The organism is Hymenobacter sp. GOD-10R (genome assembly GCF_035609205.1).
Classification (GTDB): domain Bacteria; phylum Bacteroidota; class Bacteroidia; order Cytophagales; family Hymenobacteraceae; genus Hymenobacter.
The window spans coordinates 790,471-813,073 of the sequence record NZ_CP141184.1 but is presented as its reverse complement, the minus strand read 5'-3'; the positions used below and the strand labels follow the sequence as shown (position 1 = coordinate 813,073).

The 22,603-nt window shown below is 53.9% G+C and carries 22 protein-coding genes; 7 read left to right on the top strand and 15 right to left on the bottom strand.

Annotated elements, in window-relative coordinates; all coding sequences use genetic code 11:
- Nucleotides 1-93: 93 nt before the first annotated feature.
- Both SD425_RS03355 and SD425_RS03350 read right to left on the bottom strand, forming a co-directional pair.
- Nucleotides 94-723, bottom strand: coding sequence for an HAD family phosphatase (locus SD425_RS03355; RefSeq protein WP_324675400.1), 630 nt, complete (start codon nt 721-723; stop codon nt 94-96).
- A 203-nt stretch (nt 724-926) separates the two neighbouring features.
- On the bottom strand, nt 927-1,367 hold the full coding sequence (locus tag SD425_RS03350) for a hypothetical protein (RefSeq protein ID WP_324675398.1): 441 nt from the start codon (nt 1,365-1,367) through the stop codon (nt 927-929).
- A gap of 368 nt (nt 1,368-1,735) precedes the next feature.
- On the opposite strand from SD425_RS03350, the gene SD425_RS03345 reads away from it, so the two are divergent.
- On the top strand, nt 1,736-2,191 hold the full coding sequence (locus SD425_RS03345) for a DUF2141 domain-containing protein (RefSeq protein ID WP_324675396.1): 456 nt from the start codon (nt 1,736-1,738) through the stop codon (nt 2,189-2,191).
- On the opposite strand, the gene SD425_RS03340 is transcribed toward SD425_RS03345, so the two are convergent.
- The 5 genes from SD425_RS03340 to SD425_RS03320 form a co-directional block, all read right to left on the bottom strand.
- Nucleotides 2,169-2,381, bottom strand: a complete 213-nt coding sequence (locus tag SD425_RS03340) for a hypothetical protein (protein ID WP_324675394.1) — start codon at nt 2,379-2,381, stop codon at nt 2,169-2,171. The genes SD425_RS03345 and SD425_RS03340 overlap by 23 nt on opposite strands.
- 196 nt (nt 2,382-2,577) lie before the next feature.
- Nucleotides 2,578-3,837 (bottom strand): dipeptidase, encoded by a 1,260-nt coding sequence (locus tag SD425_RS03335; protein WP_324675392.1) that lies wholly within the window; start codon nt 3,835-3,837, stop codon nt 2,578-2,580.
- 193 nt (nt 3,838-4,030) lie between these two features.
- A complete protein-coding gene (locus SD425_RS03330) occupies nt 4,031-4,366 on the bottom strand; it encodes a hypothetical protein (RefSeq protein WP_324675390.1) in 336 nt (111 codons plus the stop codon).
- A 120-nt stretch (nt 4,367-4,486) separates the two neighbouring features.
- The gene (locus tag SD425_RS03325; protein ID WP_324675388.1) at nt 4,487-5,017 is read right to left on the bottom strand and encodes a dihydrofolate reductase family protein; all 531 of its coding nucleotides are present in this window, start codon (nt 5,015-5,017) and stop codon (nt 4,487-4,489) included.
- A 73-nt stretch (nt 5,018-5,090) separates the two neighbouring features.
- Nucleotides 5,091-5,549: a DoxX family protein gene (locus SD425_RS03320; RefSeq protein ID WP_324675386.1), complete on the bottom strand. Its 459-nt coding sequence runs from the start codon at nt 5,547-5,549 to the stop codon at nt 5,091-5,093.
- Nucleotides 5,550-5,832: 283 nt separating this feature from the next.
- Between SD425_RS03320 and SD425_RS03315 the strand changes: the two genes are divergently transcribed.
- Complete coding sequence (locus SD425_RS03315) at nt 5,833-6,810, top strand: GlxA family transcriptional regulator (RefSeq protein WP_324675384.1); 978 nt, start codon at nt 5,833-5,835, stop codon at nt 6,808-6,810.
- Between the two features lie 99 nt (nt 6,811-6,909).
- Here SD425_RS03315 and SD425_RS03310 read toward each other — a convergent pair whose 3' ends face one another.
- Nucleotides 6,910-7,458, bottom strand: a complete 549-nt coding sequence (locus SD425_RS03310) for a GNAT family protein (protein ID WP_324675382.1) — start codon at nt 7,456-7,458, stop codon at nt 6,910-6,912.
- A gap of 396 nt (nt 7,459-7,854) precedes the next feature.
- Here SD425_RS03310 and SD425_RS03305 point away from each other — a divergent pair, with 396 nt between their 5' ends.
- A complete protein-coding gene (locus tag SD425_RS03305; protein WP_324675380.1) occupies nt 7,855-8,934 on the top strand; it encodes a chemotaxis protein CheB in 1,080 nt (359 codons plus the stop codon).
- A gap of 45 nt (nt 8,935-8,979) precedes the next feature.
- Here SD425_RS03305 and SD425_RS03300 read toward each other — a convergent pair whose 3' ends face one another.
- Both SD425_RS03300 and mfd read right to left on the bottom strand, forming a co-directional pair.
- Nucleotides 8,980-9,369, bottom strand: coding sequence for a hypothetical protein (locus SD425_RS03300; protein ID WP_324675378.1), 390 nt, complete (start codon nt 9,367-9,369; stop codon nt 8,980-8,982).
- Nucleotides 9,370-9,530: 161 nt separating this feature from the next.
- Nucleotides 9,531-12,971: a transcription-repair coupling factor gene (mfd, locus tag SD425_RS03295; protein WP_324675376.1), complete on the bottom strand. Its 3,441-nt coding sequence runs from the start codon at nt 12,969-12,971 to the stop codon at nt 9,531-9,533.
- A 439-nt stretch (nt 12,972-13,410) separates the two neighbouring features.
- On the opposite strand from mfd, the gene SD425_RS03290 reads away from it, so the two are divergent.
- Both SD425_RS03290 and SD425_RS03285 read left to right on the top strand, forming a co-directional pair.
- On the top strand, nt 13,411-14,151 hold the full coding sequence (locus SD425_RS03290) for a metal-dependent hydrolase (protein ID WP_324675374.1): 741 nt from the start codon (nt 13,411-13,413) through the stop codon (nt 14,149-14,151).
- Between the two features lie 587 nt (nt 14,152-14,738).
- On the top strand, nt 14,739-15,716 hold the full coding sequence (locus SD425_RS03285; RefSeq protein ID WP_324675372.1) for an NYN domain-containing protein: 978 nt from the start codon (nt 14,739-14,741) through the stop codon (nt 15,714-15,716).
- A gap of 115 nt (nt 15,717-15,831) precedes the next feature.
- Here SD425_RS03285 and SD425_RS03280 read toward each other — a convergent pair whose 3' ends face one another.
- Complete coding sequence (locus SD425_RS03280) at nt 15,832-16,278, bottom strand: PaaI family thioesterase (RefSeq protein ID WP_324675370.1); 447 nt, start codon at nt 16,276-16,278, stop codon at nt 15,832-15,834.
- A gap of 82 nt (nt 16,279-16,360) precedes the next feature.
- A complete protein-coding gene (locus SD425_RS03275) occupies nt 16,361-16,834 on the bottom strand; it encodes a GNAT family N-acetyltransferase (protein WP_324675368.1) in 474 nt (157 codons plus the stop codon).
- Between the two features lie 89 nt (nt 16,835-16,923).
- Between SD425_RS03275 and SD425_RS03270 the strand changes: the two genes are divergently transcribed.
- Together SD425_RS03270 and SD425_RS03265 are read left to right on the top strand one after the other, a co-directional pair.
- Nucleotides 16,924-17,415: a YajQ family cyclic di-GMP-binding protein gene (locus SD425_RS03270; protein WP_324675366.1), complete on the top strand. Its 492-nt coding sequence runs from the start codon at nt 16,924-16,926 to the stop codon at nt 17,413-17,415.
- A 123-nt stretch (nt 17,416-17,538) separates the two neighbouring features.
- On the top strand, nt 17,539-18,306 hold the full coding sequence (locus SD425_RS03265) for a TerC family protein (RefSeq protein ID WP_324675364.1): 768 nt from the start codon (nt 17,539-17,541) through the stop codon (nt 18,304-18,306).
- A 71-nt stretch (nt 18,307-18,377) separates the two neighbouring features.
- Here SD425_RS03265 and SD425_RS03260 read toward each other — a convergent pair whose 3' ends face one another.
- From SD425_RS03260 to SD425_RS03250, 3 genes are all read right to left on the bottom strand, one after another.
- Nucleotides 18,378-19,151 carry a J domain-containing protein gene (locus tag SD425_RS03260; RefSeq protein ID WP_324675361.1) on the bottom strand — a complete coding sequence of 258 codons (774 nt, stop codon included), beginning with the start codon at nt 19,149-19,151 and terminating at the stop codon, nt 18,378-18,380.
- Complete coding sequence (locus tag SD425_RS03255; protein WP_324675359.1) at nt 19,148-19,570, bottom strand: hypothetical protein; 423 nt, start codon at nt 19,568-19,570, stop codon at nt 19,148-19,150. Before SD425_RS03255 ends, SD425_RS03260 begins: the two co-directional genes overlap by 4 nt.
- A 131-nt stretch (nt 19,571-19,701) precedes the next feature.
- Nucleotides 19,702-22,335, bottom strand: a complete 2,634-nt coding sequence (locus tag SD425_RS03250) for a T9SS-dependent M36 family metallopeptidase (protein ID WP_324675356.1) — start codon at nt 22,333-22,335, stop codon at nt 19,702-19,704.
- Nucleotides 22,336-22,603 lie beyond the last annotated feature (268 nt).

Sequence of the window (22,603 nt, the reverse complement as noted above, 5' to 3'; positions counted from 1 at the left end):
CCACTGCGACAAAGGTACTAATTAATGTACGTACATCAATCAATTCTGTCCTATTTTTATTTTTTGCGTCCAACTTACCACCGCAGGCAGGCTCTAGCTGACCGTGGATAGTACGCCCAAAGTCTCCAGTTCGGCGCGTAGTTGTTCGGCTGATTGGAAGTGAACCGTGTGCATGCCAATGGCTTGCGCCGCCTGAATGTTGCGCAGGTTATCGTCGATGAACACGGCTTGCTGGGCTTCTACCCCGTAGCGCGTGAGTAGCAGGTGATAAAACTCGGGGGTCGGCTTGCGCATTTTCTCTGTGCCTGATACCACGATGCCTTCAAACCAATGCAGAAAATCGAACTGCTCCAGTGCTATCGGAAACGTCTCGGCTGACCAGTTGGTGAGCGCATACAGGTGGTAGCGCTGGCTAGCTTTCAGCTCAGTCAGAACCTCTACGGTGCCTTCGATGGCGCCACCGAGCATCTCCGACCAACGCCCATAAAAGTGCTCGATCAACTCGCGGTGCTGTGGGTGCTGGGCCACCAGCAGCGCCGTGCCATCGGCCAACGAGCGCCCAGCGTCTTGCTCTTCATTCCAGTCAGAAGTAGTAACCGTGCTTAGAAATGTATCTAGCTCCTGGTCGTCGGTGATGAGTCGGCGGTAGAGGTAGCGCGGATTCCAGTCGATGAGCACGCCACCTAGGTCGAAGATGATGGTAGTAATAGCAGGAGCAGTCATAAGAAAAACGTGAATATGAGGCCAGTTTCACCTGCGCGCAGAACTGCGGCAGGAACGCTAGCATGGGGCGAAGGTAGGTACCGCGCAAGATTTGGCAGCTGCCTCTGGCTGCTTGGGGCGCGTGGTTCTCGCTAAACAAGGCACAAAAAAACGCCCGGTGCTACCGGGCGTTTTGGAAATCGCAAAGGACTAGGCGCGTGTGGCTAGCGCAATCCGCCGGTGGTGGAGCCGCTACCAGAAGTGCTGCCGCTGGTGCTACCACCCGTCGAACTGCCGCTCGTGCTACCGCTGCCGCTCGTGCTCGATGAACCACTGCCAGAACGGCTGCCGCTCTTGCTGCCGCGCATGGAGCCTTTGGTGCCCGTGGCTTTGTTCATCGAACGTCCGGAGCCGCTCGTCGAGCCCGACATACGACCGCTGCCCGAAGTAGAGCCGCCGGCTGTAGAGCCGGAAGTCGACATAGTGCCCGAGCCGGAAGTGCTGCCACCCGAACCCGAGGTTGACATGCTACCCGAGCCCGACGTGCCGCCACCAGCAGTTGAACCCGAAGTGCTACCGCCGCCTGTAGAGCCGGAAGTAGTTTGTGCTTTGGCCGTGGCCAGCGTAGCTGCCAATACGGCAACCATCACAACTAACTTTTTCATAAAAGTATTTTTTGGGTTGGGTGAGGAGAAAGGTAAGCTGAACACTACATACTGGTTGTCAAATACTTACGTGCACCTCTATCACTAAGATTAGAAAATAGGATGTTGTTCAGCTATAACCGGTTCATTACTAGACTACTAAAATTTTTAAGTTTCATGCGTGCCGTTCAGCTTGTCTCCCATTTGATCTGAATTGCTTCACTACACTGCTAGTTTGGGAGGTATCCGGTCGGCTCATCTTTTACGCCACAGTTGGCGTTGGTACTACTTGCCTGGCTTCGTTTAGGCCAGAATGCCAGCGACCTATGCAATCTTTTCGTAGGCGTAAGTGTTTCGCCCGTAACCAGCACTTGCGTTTCTTTCTCTTTATGCCCAAAGCCAAACTCACGCTCCTGCTAGTAGGTAGCAGCCTTATCAGCACCTCAGTCGCGCAAGCAAGCGCAGAAGATCCGGCCGCCACTTCTTCCATCACGGTTGTTGTATCGAACCTAGCTTCCACCAAGTCGGCCGTGAAGCTGTACTTCTACAACTTGCGGGAGAAGTTTTTGAAGCCCGACGGCTACGTGTTCAAGAAAGTAGTGCAGCCCAGCGGCCAAAACAAGATCATGCTGCCCGTAGAGCTGCCCCAGGGCGATTGGGCCGTGGCTATTACCCAGGATACCAACAACAACGACAAGCTAGACAAGAACTTCCTCGGCATTCCGACGGAGCCATTCGCGTTTTCCAACAACGTACGTCCTAAGCTCAGCCCACCCGATTTTAACGATTGCAAGTTCACGGTTGGTCAGACGAACACAGTAGTCACCATCGCCTTGAAAGAATAAAAGCGACGGCACCGCTAGTGGTACCGTACACAGAAAAAGGGCCACTCCTGATCAGGAGCGGCCCTTTTTCTGTGGTGTAAGCTAGGTTAGTAGCGCCCACGGTCATGGTCGTGGTCACGGTCATGCGCGTAGCCACGGTGCCGATCGTGGCGGTCATATCTGCTGTGACGGCCGTGGCGGTCGTTGTCACGGCCGCGGTAGGCACTATCGCGGTGGTAAACGCAATTGGTAAGCGCAAAGCAAGACACTATAGCCAAAAACAAACGAATCGATTTCATTTTCTTGATGCTCAGAATGGAACAAGGGCTCTTCTCATGGAAAGCCACTAGTTATTAAACGATAAATTATTGGACTCGTTCAATAACCCTTGCTTTACTGCTAAGTACCTAGCTCTTGCGCGGCCCTTTCCCCTTGCCTCGCTCTACGGCGCGCATCACCCGAAACAGGTTGCCACCCCAGATTTTATTGATGTCGCGTGCCGAGTAGCCGCGGCGCACTAGTTCTAGGGTCAGATTCGGGAAGTCGCCGATGTCGGCAAGGCCATCGAGGATGGTACCACCGTCAAAGTCGGAGCCAATGCCCACGTGGTCGATGCCAGCTACTTGCACGAGGTGGTCGATCTGGTTGGCGGCGTCTTGCACGTTGGCCAGGGGCACGGGGTATTGCTTTTCTATCTGCGTGTATTCAGCTAACGCCTCCTTCCGATCAGCGGGCGGCAATGCGTACACGTTGAGGAAGGTTTTGATCTGCCACTTGGCGCAGAAAGCCTGCTCGGCGGCCTGCCGCTCGGGCGATTTTGTTTCGGTCTTGACGTACGGGCTGAACAGGTTGAGCTGCACCACGCCACCGTGGCGAGCTAGGTCGCGGAGCATGTCGTCGGTGAGGTTGCGCGCCATGTTGCTGAGCACGCGGCTACCCGAGTGCGAGGCAATAATGGGCACCGTGGAGAGACGCAACACGTCATACACCGTCGAATCGGAGGTGTGCGACACGTCGACCATCATACCCAGATGGTTCATTTCCTGCACCACTTGGCGGCCGAAGGCACTCAGGCCTTGGTGTTCGGGCCCCTTCGGGTCGGTGGAGGAATCGCAGATGTCGTTGTTGGAGGAATGGCAGAGCGTGATGTAGCGGGCGCCTTGATTATAATACTGCTGAAGCATACCTAGGTCTTGCCCAACGGGGTAACCGTTTTCCATGCCAATGAATATCGCGCGCTGCCCAGACTTGCGGATGCGCAGCGCCTCAGCAGGCGTGGTGGCCAACGCTAGTTCGGCGGGGTACTGCTTGATGGCGCCGTGAATGACGTCGAACAGAGCCTGTACCTCTTTCCGGATGGCGGCGGTGCCTTCCGGCGTGCGCGGGCCCTGCCCCACGTACACGGCCCAGAAAGCGCCATCGAGGCCGCCACGTTTCATCTTGGGGAAGTCAACTTGCGCCTCTTCCGCGGGCGTGTGGTCTTTGGTGAGGTCGAAACCAGGTTTGAGGAGGTTGCCGGGCGTATCCTGGTGCGTGTCGAGGACAAAGGCCCGTTCGTGAATGGCGCGGGCTTTGGCTTGTAGTTTAGCCTCGTCGGTTTGGGCGCGAGCTGATAGTGTCGCAAGCGTTAACATCATCGGTAGAAAGGCGGAGCGCAGGAGAGACATGGTACCCAACAGCAATACGTTAGGCAAACAAGGTACACAGCACCCGGCAAGATGCCATTATGCGCGCCCCAGAATAGCTAGCCTCCTCCTACCTAGTTCCAATGCTAGCACTTAGGTTGTGCTCGGCACTTGATACAAGGACCAAAGAAAAAGGCCACCTATCGGTGGCCTTTTCTAACAGAGGCTTCGCAGCTTACTGCGTAGTGCTGGTAGAAGTCGATGACTTCATTTTCGACTTTTTCATGCGGTCTTTTTTCATGGCCTTGTCTGCCTTCCGCATGTTGCCGCCGGTCATACCACCCGACATAGTAGAGCCACTTGTGGTGCCCGTTTGCATGTCGCTGGCTGGCTGGGTGTTGCTGCTTGGTAACGTACCTAGGGAGGAGTTTGGCTGAGCTGGAGGCGACGATTGGGGGCTAGCCGTACCATTCATGGTAGGCGTGGTGCCAGCAGCAGGAGAAGTCGTTTGAGCGGCAGCGGCCGTGATGCTCAGGGCGCATACAGTCGCAAGTGCAAGTAGTGTTTTCATCGTGTTGTGTCTTATGGAGGAAAGTCAGAGACTTCAAAGGCCTATTGGCCTCTCAGCGACACATACGAGATAAGAAGACGCTATGTTCAGACGGGCACCTAGCTTCGTCACGAAGCTAGGTTAGTGCTTACGATCAGGCTGATAGGTGAGCACCGTGACGCCGGAGGCGAAAGTCTGAGCATCTGTCAGCTTTAGAGTAGCTGTACTGCCTTGCTTGAATAAACGTTTGCCCTTCCCGATTACCACCGGAAAGAACATGATCCGGTATTCGTCGACGAGGTCGTGCTGCATCAGGGACTGCACGAGCTGTCCGCTGCCGCCCACCAGAATGTTCTGCCCAGGTTGTTGTTTCAACCGTGTTACTTCCTCGGCCACGTTTGCGCTGATTACGTGGGAGTTGTTCCACTCCGCCTCGTTCAGCGTGGTCGATACCACATACTTAGGCAAGCTGTTCATGCGGTCGGCAAAGCCCTGCTCATCCTTGCGGTCGGGCCAAGCAGTGGCGAACCCTTCGTATGTTACGCGGCCCAGCAACAGCGCATCGGAGGCCATGAGCTCGTCTAGCTTGTACTTCGCCTGGTCCTCCCCAAAGTAGTTGAACGTCCACATGGGTTCTTCCATAACACCGTCCAACGATAGAAATTCAGACACAATCACCTTTCTCATAGCTTTTAAGCAGAAGTAAACACGTCCTTTTTTGGTAGGCCTTAAACGACCTAGGTTGTTAGGCTACAAGGCCCGTTACCTGGGCTAGCTTCTCTTCTGCTGACCCAGATGCTACGTGCAGCGTAGAGGGTTGCCTCTGACGCTTGGATTGTGCCAGCCGCTTTTTCCAGAGAAAATATGACGTGAGCAGCACCGCCAGAAATAGGAAGGGCGACACAATCAGCGCGAGGCTGTCGCCGGCATAAGCGCGGGAGGCCGCGGCACCTAGCAAATTGATGGTGAAGCCCGCGTATGTCCATTCTTTCAGGGTACGGAACCAGCCTTGGATAATAGCTAGTGCACCTAGCGTTTTGCCCGCGCCGATGATGGTAAGGACATACACCGGGTATCCTAGGTGGCGCATGATTTCCTGCCCCTCAGTCGTTCGCACCAGTTCTACTACACCAGCCATCAGCATCGCCAAGGAACATAAGCCCGTGATGCTCCAGTAAAGAATGGGGAGAGTTTTTGATTTCATAGCTTACAGGGTAAGAAGTGGAAGGATGGAGAACCTAGGTGAAGCAGCAACGCAGCCGCAGCCCTTGGGCCCGCTCAGCAATTGCTTTCGTGTGATTATCAAGCATTCAGGCGTCTGCCGAACTATACAAAGGTGCACGAAAGGCTAGCCAAAAAGCGGGGGCAAATGCGACGATCTGCGGGTGAATTGCGACAAATATTAGCAGGATATTGCGAAATATTTTAGCACATTTACACCACTAAATTTTGGTTGCTTGTTATCCACGTCACGTTAGTTTCCGGTTATGAAGCACATCACCATCTTGGTTCCGCGCGGCGCCATACTGGGCAGCATCGAGGGGCCCCGCTTGGTATTCTCTGAGGTAAATGCCCTGCTGGCGCGCATGGGCAAGCCACCATTGTTTCAGGTGCAGCTAGTGGGACTAGCGCACGCCACGCCCGTATGCGGGGGCATGTACAATGTGTACACGGAACTACTGACCGAAGATGTGGACCGCACGGACTTGGTTGTCATCCCGGCGGTGGACGGCGACCCGGCGGATGCGTTGCAAGCCAACCGCGACTTTGTGCCCTGGATTATTCAACAGTACAGACAAGGGGCGGAGGTAGCTAGCTTATGCCTGGGTGCATTTCTGCTTGCCTCCACGGGGCTGCTCACCGGCCGGCAGTGCACAACGCACTGGGCCGCCGCCAACGACTTTCGTCGCATGTTCCCGGAGGTGGAGCTAGTCGAGAACCGGCTTATCACCGACGAGCACGGCATTTATTCCAGTGGCGGAGCATTCTCCTACCTCAACTTGGTGCTTTATCTCATCGAGAAATACGCTGGCCGCGACATGGCCGTGCTATGCGCCAAGGTGTTCCAAATTGATATTGAGCGCGTAAGCCAGTCGGCCTTTGTCATCTTCAACGGCCAGAAGGAGCACGGCGACGAGCCGGTGAAACGCGCTCAGACCTACATCGAGGATAATTACCAGGAGAAGATTACCGTCGATCAGCTTGCTGATATGCTAGCCCTAAGCCGCCGCAACCTAGAACGCCGCTTCAAGAAGGCCACGGCCAACTCGGTGGTCGAATACATTCAACGGGTGAAGGTAGAAGCCGCCAAAAACAGCCTGGAATCGTCGCGGGAAAACGTGAACGAGGTGATGTATAACGTCGGCTACACCGACCCGAAGGCCTTTCGGGATACCTTCAAGCGCATCACGGGCTTATCGCCGAAACAATACCGGGACAAATACAGCCGGGAACGAGTAGCCTAGGTTCGAACCTAGGTTTCTACAACATGTCAATAACGCCGTTTCGCGGAGAGGAATTTTGCGTGCGATCGTTGCACGTCTCGCATGCAGCGCTACTAAGTCTTACTCAATCACCCGCACCAGCGACTTATCGTACAGCGCTAGCCAGTCACGGCGCAGAATGGCGTAAAGCAACTCGTCTTCAAACTCACCCTGGTCGTTTACGCCCGACTCGCGCATCACACCTTCAAATTGAAAACCTAGGGTCTTCTCGATGGAGCGCTTGGAGGATACGTTGGATACGCGGCAACCAGTCGCCACTCGGTTCAGGCCGAGCAATTCAAAAGCTAGGTAAAACAAGTGTGGCTTGCTGCGGGGCGTGACGCCACGGCCCCGCATGTGCTCAAACACGTCGGCGCCGGTAGAACCGGTGCGCTCCTCCCAGCTATCCACCGTGAGCAGCGTCATACCGGCTAGCTCGTCACCAAGCATGGAGTAGAAGCCAAAATTGGTGCGCTGGCCTTGTTCGTAGCGCGGCAAGTAGTTGCGAAACATCTCCGCCACCATTGATTTTGAGTCCGGATGCCCTTGGAATAGCTCGTACACCTCGGCTAAGTTGTCGTCGTTGATGAGGTGTAGGGTTATCGAATTCGATTGCAAGGCCTTGAACATAGCGAGGTCAGTTGCGGGCACTCGGATTTACCGTTGCCGATTTCCTCAGAATATAGACAATTACTTGGGCTCGACTAAAGCTTTGCCTGAATTCATAGCCTCCCCGGAAGAGTGACCTGCGCTAAACCAATGATATATCAGTTACTTCTGTACATTGCGCTGCTGACAGCAATCTGGTTGAGCTTCCATCGAAAGTTTAAAATAACCAAACTGTCTCTTTCTTCAACGCAACCTACATAGAGCTAGGCACTAAAGGACTAGGAGGAGAACGGTTCTCGAAGCTAGCTGTTTGCACTAAGCAGATAGGAGCATACTAAACCGTGGGAGATGGTTTTCGTACCTATACCTATACCTATACCTATACCTATACCTATACCTCTGTGTAAATTCATCAGTATGGCAACACACACGAAAAACGAAGCTTCCCAGCCAAAACGGGATATTGTAGTGATTGGCGCTTCGTCGGGAGGAGTCACTGCCTTGATGGATCTTGCGCGGGGCTTACCCCATGACTTTCCAGCTCCCATTCTTGTGGTGCAGCACATGGCTCCCTACGCTGACAGCATCTTGCCGCAGTTGATGAGTCATGTGTCGGCGCTACCCGCTAAGCACCCACGAGATGGAGAGGAGGTACAGCCGGGCACCATCTACGTCGCGCAGCCTGATCACCACTTGCTGATCGAAGACGATAAAGTACTGGTGAAGCGTGGCCCGAAGGAAAATCGGTTTCGGCCGTCTATTGATGCGCTATTCCGCTCGGCGGCCTACGAGTATGGCCCGAGGGTAATTGGGGTAGTCCTGACCGGCTACCTCGACGATGGCACTTCGGGATTGTGGTGTATCCAACGTTTAGGCGGGGTGACGGTAGTGCAGGACCCAGCGGACGCGCAGTCGCCGGCCATACCTAACAACGCGCTAGAGTACGTGAAGGCCGATCATGTGGTGCCACTGTCCGAACTGGCTGCGTTGCTAGTGAAGCTTACCATGGAACCCGTGCCTGCCGAACCCAAAATGGCGCAAGAGGATTTGACCCGAATAGAGATTGAGCTAAGTATTGCCAAGAATGATAATGCCTTCGAAATGGGCATCATCAATCAGGGCAAGCTCACGGCGTTTACCTGCCCTGAATGCCACGGCGCCCTCACGCAACTTATCGAAGGCAAGCTAATCCGTTTTCGCTGCCACACCGGCCACGCATATACTATTAGCGCTTTGCTCTCGGAAGTAACCGAATCGGTGGAAGCGATGCTTTACCAGTCGATGCGCGGGCTAGAAGAAAGCAAAATGCTCCTGCAACACCTAGGTGAGCACTTCGCTGATGAAGGCCAGCAAGCCATAGCAAATACGTTTTTCGCCAAGGCCGAGACAACCGGTCAGCAAGCACGCATCGTGCACAGCTCCATTTTCAACCACGAATCGCTGAGCGGAGACAAAGCTCCCCGGCGCCCAAACCGGCGACGCAAAACAACCGACTAGCTACGCGGTCTGACATTCCGTTCTCAACTCTCCCGCTTGGCTCTTTTAGCTAGCAAGCGCTATCGGCTGTCGTCTCACATACCGGTTAATATCAGCGGAAAAGAAGAGGATACATAGCGCCGCTAACCGCAAAAAAGCTAGCAGCAAATACCCGAACGTGTATTCTCCTCCCGATAAATCGTGCGAAAGCGCAAAGTAGATCAGGAATAAGTGCAGCACCTGCCAAGCAACTAAAAGCCCCAGTGCTGGCCGCCAGCGCAGAAATAGGCCTAGTACTAGCACCGCCGTGATGGTATAGGTAGTGTGAAAATGCCCGGTTTCCGACACAAACCACAGCTTGTGCCAGTCCGGCAACTGATCGGCCACCAACAGGAGCGTACTCACCGTAGCTAGGTGCCACCATGCTTTTCTATTAGCGTTCATCGAATAGGGCATAGCTAGCAAGGTTACAGGTCACTAAGTCTCTTTCTGTGAAATATAAAAAAGAACCTAGCTTGTTTCAACCCTTGTAGTACCAAAAATTTATCCCGCCAGTTCTCCCCAAACAGGGAAAGGAACTAGCGGGATAAAGTCATCTTGTAGCACTAAACGGCAACCTAGCTCTCGTCCTCGTTGTCGCTTGCCGAACCTGCGAGTACAGGTTGCTCGGCTTTTTCCTCGCTACCTAGCTCACTGAGGATGCGCTTGGCGGCCTGCACGTTTTTCACTTCCTCAATGCTGATGATGAGCTGGTCTTTGCGCTCCTTCATGCGGGCCTTGTTTGGGTGCGTTTGCACGTAGTTCAGGATGTTACCGAACTGAGCTCCTTGGAAATAAGCCTCGTTGTTTTCGGCCGGAATGTAGCCTTTCAGCAGGTCTTTCTTGAGGGTGATCTTCTCAAAGCCAGCCTGACAACCCTGCCACCGCAGCTTCACAATATCGATGAGCTGTTCTACTTCGTGTGGCAATGGTCCGAACCGATCAATCATGCCGTTCACTAGCTTGCGCAGCTCGCCCATATCCTTCACCCGGTCGAGCTTCGAGTAGAGCTGCAAGCGCTCCGATACGCTCGTAACGTACTGCTCCGGAATCAGGATTTGCAGGTCCGTTTCGATGTTGCACTCCTTCGAGCGGTTGATGGCAGCAGCTTCCTGCAAGCGGCCCGTCTGATCCCCCAGAAACAGGTCGCGGAACTCCGTTTCCTTCAACTCCTGTACTGCCTCATCCAGAATCTGGTGGTACGTCTCGAAACCTAGGTCGTTGATGAAGCCGCTTTGCTCGCCACCTAGCAAGTTACCGGCGCCCCGAATATCGAGGTCACGCATGGCCACGTTGAAACCGGCCCCTAGGTCCGAGAATTCTTCTAGCGTATTCAGACGCTTGCGGGCGTCGGCGGGTAGGTTGGCTACCGGCGGCGTGAGCAGGTAGCAGTACGCCTTCTTATTCGAACGTCCTACGCGGCCACGCATCTGGTGCAAATCGCTGAGGCCAGTTAGGTGGGCGCGGTTGATGATCATGGTGTTGGCATTGGGAATGTCCAAGCCGCTTTCGATCAGGTTCGTGGCCACCAGTACATCGTACTCGGCCTCCACAAATTTCATCATTCGCTTTTCGAGCTGGTCGCCCTCCATTTGCCCGTGCACATACGTCACGCGGGCGTCGGGCACGAGGCGCATAATCATGGCCACTTGCTCCTCAATGTCTTTCACCCGGTTGTGCACGTAGAACACCTGGCCGCCACGCTTTAGCTCGCGGGCCACGGCATCGCGCACGATGGTCTCGTCGAACACATGCAGCTCGGTTTGCACCGGCTGGCGGTTTGGGGGTGGCGTGGCAATCACCGACAAGTCGCGGGCACCCATGAGCGAGAAGTGCAGTGTGCGCGGAATCGGCGTGGCCGAAAGCGTGAGCGTGTCCACATTCACCTTCAGCTCTTTCAGCTTGTCTTTGGTTTTTACCCCAAACTTCTGCTCTTCGTCAATGATCAGCAGACCTAGGTCTTTGAACTTGATATCCTTGTTGGTTAAGCGGTGCGTACCGATCAAAATGTCGGTCTTGCCCTCTCCTACCCGGCCTAAAGTCTCCTTGATCTGCTTGGTAGTCTTGAAGCGGTTCACGTATTCCACCGTCACAGGCAGATTGGAGAGTCGCTCGCGGAAGGTTTGATAGTGCTGCATAGCCAAGATAGTGGTCGGTACTAGCATGGCTACCTGCTTACCATCGGCCACAGCCTTGAACGCGGCCCGGATGGCCACTTCCGTTTTGCCAAACCCTACGTCGCCGCACACGAGGCGGTCCATGGGGTGCGGCACCTCCATGTCGTGCTTCACGTCTTCTGTGGCCTTAGCCTGGTCGGGCGTGTCTTCATAAATGAAGCTCGACTCTAGCTCGGCCTGCATGAAGCTGTCTTTGGAGAAGGCATAACCCGGCGCCGTTTTGCGCTTGGCGTACAGCCGAATCAGCTCGGCCGCAATGTCCTTCACCTTCTTCTTGACGGTCTTTTTCTTGTTCTCCCATTCCGGCGAACCTAGCTTGCTCATGGTGGGCGGCGTCCCCTCAGCCCCGCTGTACTTAGCAATCTTGTGCAAGGCATGCACGCTCACCGTCAGCACGTCATCGTCGCGGTACACCAACCGAATGGCTTCCTGCACCTTGTCGTTGATTTCGACCTGCATCATGCCGGCGAAGCGCGCAATGCCGTGGTCTTGGTGCACCACGTAGTCGCCGGGCTGAAGTGTGCGCAGTTCCTTAAGCGTAAGCGCTTTCTTCTTCGAAAACTTTCGCACCTCCTGGGTGCGGTAATAGCGCTCAAACAACTGGTGGTCGGTGTACACCACGAGCTTCAGCGTTTCGTCTACGTAGCCTTCACGCAGGGCAATGAGCAGGTGCTGAAACTGCACGTTGTTATCGAGTTCATCGAAGATGGTGCGGAGCCGGTCGGCCTGCCGCACCGAGTCGGCCGCGAGGATGTTGGTGTAGCCCTGCTCTTGGTTCTGCTTCAGGTTTTTGACGATGCGACTGAAATCCTTATTGAAGCTAGGTTGGGGCTTAGCGGCAAAGGCAAACTCGATGGGCGTTTTATAATAGAAACGCTTCCCAAACTCTACTACGGTGAAGTTATCGAGCAGCTTCTTTACCAGCTTCGCCGTTTCGAATAAGTCTTCCGGCTTACTCACGATCTGTACACCACCACCTTCTTCTAGCACCTGCTTAAAGCCCTGCTCTGCCTTGTCGAACGATTCGTCAATTACGTCGAACGTCTGGCGCATGTCCTTGGACCAAACAGTCGTATTGCGCGGAATAAAGTCTAAGAACGACTCTCGCTTTTCTTGCAGCAGCTTGGTCTGCACATTGGGCACAATGCTGATATAATCGCGCTTTTCCACCGAAAGCTGACTTTCGGGGTTGAACGTGCGGATACTTTCTACCTCGTCGCCAAACAATTCGATGCGAAACGGCAGCTCATTCGCGTAGCTAAACACGTCCACGATACCGCCGCGCACGGCGTATTGGCCAGCTTCATACACGAAGTCAGTACGCTCGAAGTCGTACTCAGCGAGCATTTCGCCCAAGAAGTTCACGTCGAGCTTATCGCCCACCTTCGCCGAGAATGTGTGCTGGACCAGGCTCTGCCGGTTGATAACCTTTTCCGTCAGGGCCTCCGGATACGTCACGAGTAATTGCCCAACTTTCTCTCTGGAGCTGAGCTGGTTTAATACCTCGGCGCGCATGAGTACGTTGGCGTTTTCCGTCTCATCGAAGCTGTAAGCCCGCTTGTAGGAGCTAGGAAACAACAGCGGCTCGTGGTCGTTGCCGAGCAAGTGCTGCAAGTCGGCCAAAAAATAGCTAGCCTCGTCTCGGTCGTGTAGAATAAATAAGTGATGCTGCTCAGGCTGCAACTTGTGCAGCGTCACGGCCAGCACCGCGTCCTGGCTGCCTACCAAACCACGAACATGCAGGCGTGCTGGTCCATTGGCTGACGCTTCTTTCAGCGCAGTAGCCACGTGCAACACGTCCGGGTCGTGGCGATAAAGCTGAATAAATTCGGAGGCTTTCAAAATAAATAGTTTCTAAGACGAGGGGCAAAGGAAGAAGCCCGGCTAGAGGACTTCTCTGGTCGGGCATGGTACGTAGGCAATACCGCCGCAACGGCTCGAAAGTTTCCGCCACCCATCCGGAAGCTCAACCTTGTGTTCTTTTATCTATTCCTTACCGAATACCAGACAGCCAGTACTGGCCGCACCTGCGTTAATCGGACTAGTGAATAGAAAACAGCTTCAGTTACTACCATATCGAGCAGCTAGGCAGTCTGTCATGTTATAACCCAATGAGTTAGGCAAAATATAAAAAGCTGTAGAAAATTGCACAGCATCACCAAAAAAGCACCTTATCTGCTACGAACAACAAAATAAATTGCACTACAAAAGGCTAGGTATCTCACTCCTTACCATCTTGCGCTGGTATCTTTGCACTTTATTCTTTATCCCATAATTATTCGTGCGCGGTTCTTCTCACTTAGCTATTGGGCTTATTACCGGTGTCGCCGTTGCCGGCCTACTCCCTGGGGTACCCTTCTCTCCTTTCGGTATTGCCTTAGCGGGCTTCTCCTCCCTCGCTCCCGACCTTGACCACCCTGGCAGCCGCTTGAGCAAACGGCTAGGCTTTGCTCAGAATTATGTCCGTTGGGCATTTGCGGCGGGCGCGCTTTGTATCGCGGCGTACACGTATTTCACGCTGCCGCCTGGTCGCGAACAGCGCATGAGCTACACCGCAGCCCTTGCTTTCGGCCTTATTGGGCTAGGTATGCAGGGCGGCTCGGCCCGTAAGCTAGCCTTGCTGTTTACGGGCGCCAGCACAGCCGTTGTGGGTTTGTATTTTGGCTTTCTCTGGCTTAGCCTACTAGGCGCATTTGTAGCACTGGCACCCTTCACATCTCACCGCTCTTGGACGCATACCCTCTGGGCAACGGCTTTCTGGACGTACGTAGGATATCTTGCCAACCAGTCGCTAGGCTGGCACGGTGTAGCCCAATTTGCGGGAGCAGGCTATGCCTCCCATTTGGTCGCCGATTCGCTCACCAAACAAGGAGTCCGCTGGTTTCTCCCCCTATCTGATATCTCCCTAAAAATTCCACTTATTGCGACAGGTTCCACGTCAGGGAACTTGTTGGAAGTAGGCATTTGTATTGGTTATGCACTGCTTATACTGGCATTAGTAGTTGGCCAGATGCACTTCTGAAGCACCGTTTAGTAAACTTGCGTTATCCAAACATAAAATTGGACAAACGCAATAACCAGTTTGGTCGTTCAATTACCATCTTCCGTCTACAACCTAGGTCAGTTCGTCGTTCTTAGACAATAGAGTTTTTCAGATAGAAGAACGAAATGGTATATTTGCTTTAGCTACTTATCAAGCTACTTCCAAGCAATAATTAGGATATAAGACGGCCCTTTTACTTGGCGTCTATACTGATCGGCAATGTTTTATTTCCTAGTATTGCATCTCCTTAATGTTCTAAGTTAAAACTATGTTAGGCTTTGTTGCATTAGGTAAGTTGGTTAGGCGTTTCGATTGGTTTGCTATTTTTTGAGATTTCATATACATAGGATAGAGCTTTAGCTGATAAAAAACTTTACGCCCGTTGTTCCACATTCTTGTTTCCGCCTTTACTCGCAGGAAACCCGTTGGGCTTAAAGTTATGCCAACCTAATCCTCGTACCTTGTATCTTTGCTCGTCTTATTGACTTGCAATAAGTCAGTTGCACCAATTATCCGCTCTGTTACCACACCCTTTTGCGCACACAAAAATTTCTCGTATGAACCAGATGAATAGCCCACTGATTCGGATAGGCGTCTTCTATGACGGCAATTATTTCCTGAAAATCAGCGATTACTACTACTTCCAACACGAACGTAAAGCTCGCATTAGCTTGGAAGGTCTACATGAATATATCCGCCATCAAGTAGCTGAAGAAGAAGACGTAGATGTACGTCTGAGCCAAATTACTGACTCTCACTTTTTCCGAGGCCGCCTGAGCGCCACAGAAGCACGCGATAAAGACCGGTTGTTCCACGACCGTCTGCTTGACGATATTTTGATGAACCTAGGCATCACCACGCATTACATGCCTTTGAAAACGCGCGACGGCCGTTTGCAGGAAAAAGGTATTGATGTGTGGTTGGCCCTCGAAGCCCTAGAACTAGCACTGCACAAGAGCTTCGACGTAATCGTGCTCATCGCTGGCGACAGCGACTATGTGCCCCTGATCAAGAAGTTGAATACCATCGGTACGCGTGTTATGCTGCTGAACTGGGATTTCAAATACGTCGATTTCAAAGGCGAAAACCGCGTTACCCGCGCTTCGCAACAATTACTCGAGCATGCAACGTACCCAATCGGCATGCACGATGTAATCGACAATGGCTTAGCTAGCAGCGAAGAAATCATTGAAAATCTCTTCGTTAACCAGCCAGAGCCGGTAGCCTTCCCTGCGCCTAAGCCAGTGCGCCCCACGGGCCCAACAGCTGCCGGTCCGGTTGGCACGGTTGGTATCAGCACCATCAAAAACCTGAAGAATGGTTTTGGCTTCGTAGTGATGCCGCCAAACAACTTGTTCTTCAGCTACGCTGATATGTCAGAAGGTGACTTTAACGACCTGCGTGAAGGCGACTGGGTTGAATTTACCGTTGGCCGTAACCACCGCGACGAAGATTGTGCACGCAACGTACGTAAAGTACAGCCCCCACAAGACAGTGAAGAATACGAAGAGGAGCCCGAAGCAAACTCTTCCGATCGACTGTAAGTCGTTTTGATACTACTCTTATCCGCCGGATAGTCCCGCCGCAACACGGGGTTATCCGGCGGTGTCGTTTCTAGGTGGGTTAGTTTTGCTTTCTATTCTAGCTATCCATTCGCAGCTAGCTGGCCAACCCTTCGAAATCTCGCTTGCTAGCCGGGTACCGATTGAAGGTACCTAGAGCGCGCGCCACCACTATTTCATCACGATTATGGCAAGCAATAGCTGCGCTGGTCACTACCAACGTTTTGCCGGCCTGTTCTACCCAGCCCCGCGCCACCAATACGTCGTGCAGATACACCGGCTGTAGGTAATTTATCTTAAACTCCACTGTAGATACTAGCTCGCCCACGGGCATAGCGAGGGTAAGGGCGGCGGCACCTAGGGCTGCATCCATCAGGCCGGCTATCACGCCGCCGTGGCAGGTGTTTGGGGAAGACAAATGTTCTTCTCGCACCGTCATGGTGTAGGTTACTTCGCCGGGCGCTTGCACCTGCAATTCCATCCCATTAGTGCGGCCATAGTGGTTAATCTTATTGTAGATGGCTACTTGCTTTGCGAGGTCCATAAGGCTTGCCGTTCGAATGCGTTGGAATTGGTTGACTGATTTATAATTTGATTTTGCACCTAGCTTAGGTTGCGTGCGGCAGCTATAATGGCTTGCACATCAGAAAGTGCGGAATGCTGCCAAAAAGTGTATGAGAAGGTGCTACCACTTCGTAGCCCATTCGCGAGTAGAAGGGAACAGCCGTATCGCGGGCGTGCAGGATGCACTCGGTCAGGCCACGCTGCCGGGCAACTGTTTCCAGGTACTCTAACAATTTTCGCCCAACACCGTGGCCTTGCCAAGCCGGATCGACGGCCATGTAGCGCACCTGCCCTTGGCTAGGTCCTGACGGATGCAGGCGAGCCACTCCTACTACTGTCTTATCGGGAGCCGTTAGCATGGCATGGGTTGTGTCGGGCGCTTCATCATCGTCGGCGCGCTCCGAGCCTAGGGGCTGATTCCACGGGGCACGCAATACGCGGTAGCGCAAATCGTAGTAAGCGGCAAACTCGGCTGGAGTAACAGGAGTAGTGGGGTCCATAATAGCGTACACGTAGCAAGCAGAAGAAACTGCCAACAATGTAGGCAAACTCCTACCTTTGATCTGCACGTCAACAACCCATCCTAATTGGCGTACAGCCTATCTCACGTATTAGCTGCTGCACTATGGCCTCCTTCGACATTGTAAGCAAAGTAGACCCCCAAACACTGGAAAACGCGGTGAATACCGCTAAAAAAGAGCTTTTGACCCGCTACGACTTGCGCGACACCAAGGGCGGAATCGAGCTAGACAAAAAAGCCAACACGATTCAGCTCAGCTCTGAAAACTCGATGCGCCTAAAGGCGCTGGAAGATATCCTGCTGGGCCGCGTGGTAAAGCAAGGCATTGATGGCACCGCGCTCGACTTTTCGGCGGAAGAGCAAGCAGCGGGTGCGCTGGTGAAAAAGACCATAAAAGTGCGTGCAGGCATCGATAAAGAGGTAAGCCGCAAAATCATCAAGCTCATCAAAGACAGCAAGATCAAAGCAGAAGCGCAAACCCAAGACGAGCAAGTGCGTGTGTCGAGCAAGAAGATCGATGAACTCCAGCAGGTAATTTCCCTTCTCCGGGGCGCTGATATTGGCCAGCCCTTGCAGTTCGTAAATATGAAAAGCTAGGTTGGGGTGCTGCCGAGGTAGCAGTCTGCCCTGTAGCCCAACACCCAATACAGCTCACCTCGACTTCCTTAGCTCATTGGCTCTTTGCTGACGTAGCCTTCCAACTCATCAACGCTCCCTTTAATGTTCGACTTTTCTGCCTTTGCGAATGTACATACCTGGGTCAGCCTCCTTACGCTGACGTTCATGGAAATTGTACTCGGCATCGACAACATCATCTTTATCTCCATCGTCGTCAACCGTTTGCCGCATGAGCAACAGCAACGCGGCCGGACTATCGGACTTTTGCTGGCGCTCGTTTTCCGCATTGGCTTGCTGCTGAGCATTACCTGGATTGTGGGCTTGAAAGAGCCATTGATTACGCTGAACTTGCCATTCCTGGACGAGTCGAACTTTGGAGTATCGGGTCGCGACCTTATCCTACTGGCAGGTGGCTTGTTTCTGCTGGCGAAAAGCACTACCGAGATTCACACCAAGCTGCAGGGCGGCGAGGAGGATATCAACGCTGGTAATTATCAGAGCCTTGCGCGGGTGATCGTCCAGATTGTCTTGATTGACATTGTGTTTTCCTTCGACTCGATCCTGACAGCGGTAGGCTTAGTTGACAACGTGCTAGTGATGATTGCGGCGGTGATTTGCGCGATGGGCATCATGCTCGCCTTCTCCGGCTACATCAGCGATTTTGTGAACCACAACCCAACCATCAAGATCTTGGCGCTGTCGTTCCTGATCATGATCGGTATTATGCTGGTGATGGAAGCCTTCCACAAGGAAATTGAGAAGGGCTACGTGTATTTCGCCATGGCTTTCTCACTAGTGGTCGAGCTGCTCAACATGCGCATGCGGAAGAAAGCCGAGCCCGTAGCCTTGCGTGATTCGCAGTACGACTAACCTAGGTTTTCCTTATCAAAAAAGCCCGCTCGATCATCGAAGCGGGCTTTTTTATTATGATGAACAACTGCTTATGCATTAATCATAAGTGCGACAACAATGATAGCCAGCATAGTTGCGCAAATGGCCGCATTGATGCTGGTATTAGGCGAGAGTAATTTCCATTGCCCAAATAGTGCCACCACCGTCAAGAGCCCCGCAAACGCCATCCAAGAGTGATAATCGGGGGTTACGGGCAACGCTTTACCGTTTGGGAGCACCGCGGTGTGCACGAAGTGGAAAAGCCACGAGGTTTGCACCGTCAGGGTATCGGTACTCTCAGGATAAGTAGTGCTAGTTACGAAGCTGCCTTGCGTCGTTTTGATTAGGTATCTAATGCCTGTAATTGCGTGATACTGATCATAGAAGGCGACAACTGGCGCTTTTACCGTATGCTTTAGTAGGAAATAGTCGATAAATAAGATGCACGGCACCGAGAGCAAATACCGACACCAACGCCGGGCGCGCTCGGCATAATGGCTGAAGTCAGTTGTGACAACCACCCGACGCCGCCATACTCTCATAGGTGGACGGCTTACCCTAGGTGGCACGGCTAGCCCCGGAGTTGTTGCTACAACAGGTGGAAGCGGATTAAGGAAAGCGTGTAGCCGTGTATCGTACACGTAGCGCTTCTGAGCGTCACTCAGCACCTCGTAGGCTTCGTTGATAGCTAGGTAGCGCTCATGAGCAGCCACATCAGGCGTGCGGTCGGGGTGCGTCACTAGTACCAGCCGACGATAAGCACGCCGGACATCAGTGGCACTAGCAAAATTGGATAGTTCTAGCGTTCGGTAATGATTCTTCATGTAGCAGCGCCGGCCGACACTACGTGCTCGGCGACCGTCGCCACTTGACTCTGCACGCGCTGGCTAGCTAGCTCCAGCAGGCGGCGGTTGAGTTCAGCGCGGTGCTGACGGTAGAAAGCTGTTTCGGCCGGGGTGAACATGCCACTTATAATGCCAATAATGGTGTAGCGCAGCTTCACGTTGCGGGCTACGAGTTCCGCCACTACTCGTTCGCGCTCGGCAGCGCCAGCCGCTTGAAAAGGGATGTGGTGTTCGCGCACAAAATCGGCTACTACGAGCAGCAACAGTTCATTTTGCAGCTTCAGCACGGGTCGTAAGGTGCGGTGTAGAAAGTCTCCAACCGTGGGGGTAGCAGTTTCAGACAGTGCAGCATCAACAGCTGGACGCAGGGCGAGCAAGGCAGTGGTTAAGTCAGGCATAATTGCACATACGTAAAAGCCGCTTTTTGGCAAAAAAGAACCCCAACGAGCCGTGGCTCCTTGGGGTTCTTTTAGGTTCAGTTGGCTCGATAGCTAGGTATAGCACCTAGCCTCTGGTATCTGCCAAGCGCTTAGTGTTGAATGAGGACTTTCTTGCTGAAGGTACCGGCGCTGGTGCGCAGCTGCACGATGTAGAGGCCCGCGGCCACTTCGCTCGTGTTCAGCTCCACACCCTGCTGCAGCTCGGCCGAGGCCACCACGCTGCGGCGCACACTCTTGCCCAGCACCGTCTGCAGGCTCACCTCCACCGGCGTGCTGCTGCGTACGGGCAAACGCAAGGTCAGGCTGCTGCTCGCCGGGTTGGGGAACAACTCCAGCAGCTGGTCACGCTGCTGCTGGCTCTGCGTGGCTAGCACCCGCACCGGAATCAGGTACCCCGCGGAGTTGTCGGTGAGCACGTTGCTGGAGCCCTGCACGGCATCGATGCCCATGCCCCGGCGCGCAAACACCTGCCAGATCAGGTACGTGTTGGCTTTGTTGTTGTAGAGCGAGTCAGCCTTGAGGATGGCGTCGCGGCCATCCAAGAAGCCGGGGCGGCACACCTGCAGCTTGCAGCCGTCCAGCACCAGCTTCAGGGCAATGTTGTTGCCCCCCGTTTTGGCTTTCAGGTCTTTGTTGTAGCCGTACTTCTCCACCAGCTTCCAGTTCAGATCCCACAGCGTTGCTGCCCAAACCGAGCCGATGGCGTGCACGGCCGTGTAGGCACCCGTACCGATCAGCGCGTACGTTTGGTTGTTCACTGCAAAGTCGGTCGAGTAACGCTGCGGACGAATGCCGTAGCCATCTACTGCGGCACCCGTCACGTAGTTACCGATTCCGCGGGGAGTGAAGCCCTGGTCGCCGGGCTTGGTAGTCATCCACAAGCCGAAGAAGTCGCTCCAGCCCTCACCCATCTGCTCGGCGTTGCCTAGGCAGTTGGAGTTAGCTGGTCCGCCCGTCAAGCGGTTGGAAATGCCGTGGCCAAATTCGTGGGCGATAACCCCGTTGTCAAAGTCACCATCGCGAATGATACCACTAACGGCTACCGTAACGGTAACACCGGAGGTAAGAGCGGCTCTGATTTTGTCGCCATCGGCTTTGGATATGGCAACCGACGGAACGCGCAAACCTACTGTGTCGGTTGCGCCGCCGTAGTTAGCAATAGCAGTATTCGGGATGCTGTCAGCTATCATTACCAAACGGGCACCCGCATTCTGCGCGTTGCGAATTTTGGCAGGCGTCGAGCAAGTGCCACCCCGGTACACTAAAGCAATATTACCGTTGATGTCAGCAGCATTGAGAAGCGGATTACAAGCGCGCGGCGAGTTAGCGGAGCCATCGTTGGCTAACACGATCTTCCCGCTAATCGGACCCGCCGCCGTCAGCGTTCTGCCGTAGGCTGTGCCACGCATCGGGAGGCTACCAGCAATTGTTGCCGGCGCTGTGATGCTGCCGACGCCACCGGGCCACAGATACATCTGCATGCGCGGACGGGAGCCGTCGTTCGGCGTCGAGAAGTTGGCGTTGTTAGTGCCGCCACCGTCCTGGGCCTCAGCGCGTACGTCGTCGTTGCCTAGGCCGGCGTTCGTGTAGTTCTTCACCTGGAAGTTGCCGCTCACCTCATCAAAGCCTTTGTAGGCCATGTAGTCGTGCATCAGGTTGTTCCAGTAGAACAAATTCGTGATGGCCGCATTTTGATACACTTGTGGCGCGGCGCTCTGATCGAAAGGATAATCAAAGATCAAATCGGTGCCACCATCGGGGCTGTAGCCGGGGGCGTTGGCCCGGTTGCGGTCTTCGTACGCGTGCACGTTGTTGCCGCGGGTAATAGTGTACTCAGGACCAGCTACCCCGTTGGTATCGTGCCAGCCGAAAGGTGAATACGTAGGGTCGGCGGGATTCACGACTACTTGCCGGCTGCCATATAGGGGACTCTCCACCGTGATAGGATACACGTTGTAGCTGTTAGGAGCGGCAACGCTGTTGGTTGTGGCGGGTGCAGCTGGCGTGGGCCAGTTTTTAGTACCTAGGGCCCGTTGGGTGAGTTCGGAAAAGCTAACCGGCTCCGAGATGGTGTAGTCGCTCTTATCTACTAATGCGCCTGTAGCGGCATTCACCCGCACGTTCCAGTAGTGGTCGGAAGTCGCATCATCGATGGTCACGTCCCACACCAACACCAACTGCTTGGATTCGGTGGCCTGGTACATCAGCTTCACACTGATAGGCGAACGGGAAATACCGCCCTCGCTCAACTTCAACCCAACTGCTGGCTCACCAGCTTGCACAACTTCTAGCCGGCTAGGTGCCGCCAGGCCGAGGGCCCGAGTGGCGGCGGCCACTGCTTGCGCCGGTGTGAGCGTAGGAGCCGTCGCTGCCACGCTTGCGGCGCCAGCGGCGTTGTTCACGAAGGCACTGTGCAGACTTACGACTTTGTCGCTGGCATCGAGGTGCAAGTCCGCTTCGGCCCCGTAGATTTCGATACCCTGGTAACGCTGGCGCAAATACACGTGCGTTACCTTGGAATCGGCTTCCGTGTACGAGCTGGTTACAGCCGGATTGGCTACGTCAGGTGCATTTAGTCCCAGCTTGGCGTGCTGACTTGCAAACTGACTCAGCGCAGTGGTCAGCGCAGAAGGAGAAGTCTGAGCGGAGGCAAGGCTAGGCATGGCTAGCAATGCGGCAACGACCAAAGCCCGACTTACTGTAGGCGTAAAGGTTGTTCTCATAGTAGGTATTGAAAGGTTAAGGATGGTATGGTAAGCGATGAAGTGGCTAGTTCTCAAACCTATAGATAGCCGAGCGTAATAAAAAATATAAGTTCATCTAAAATTCATTTTATCTTATTAATCCAATTCCCTCTCTATCAGCATTCAAACTACCCGCTGAGCCAGGCTTGCTAACACAGCAATAGAGAAAATTTGATTACGCTGAGTGCAAACCGCGGCCGAACAGTAGAGAGTGCGAGAACCTGAACCTAGGTCTAATAACTAAAAA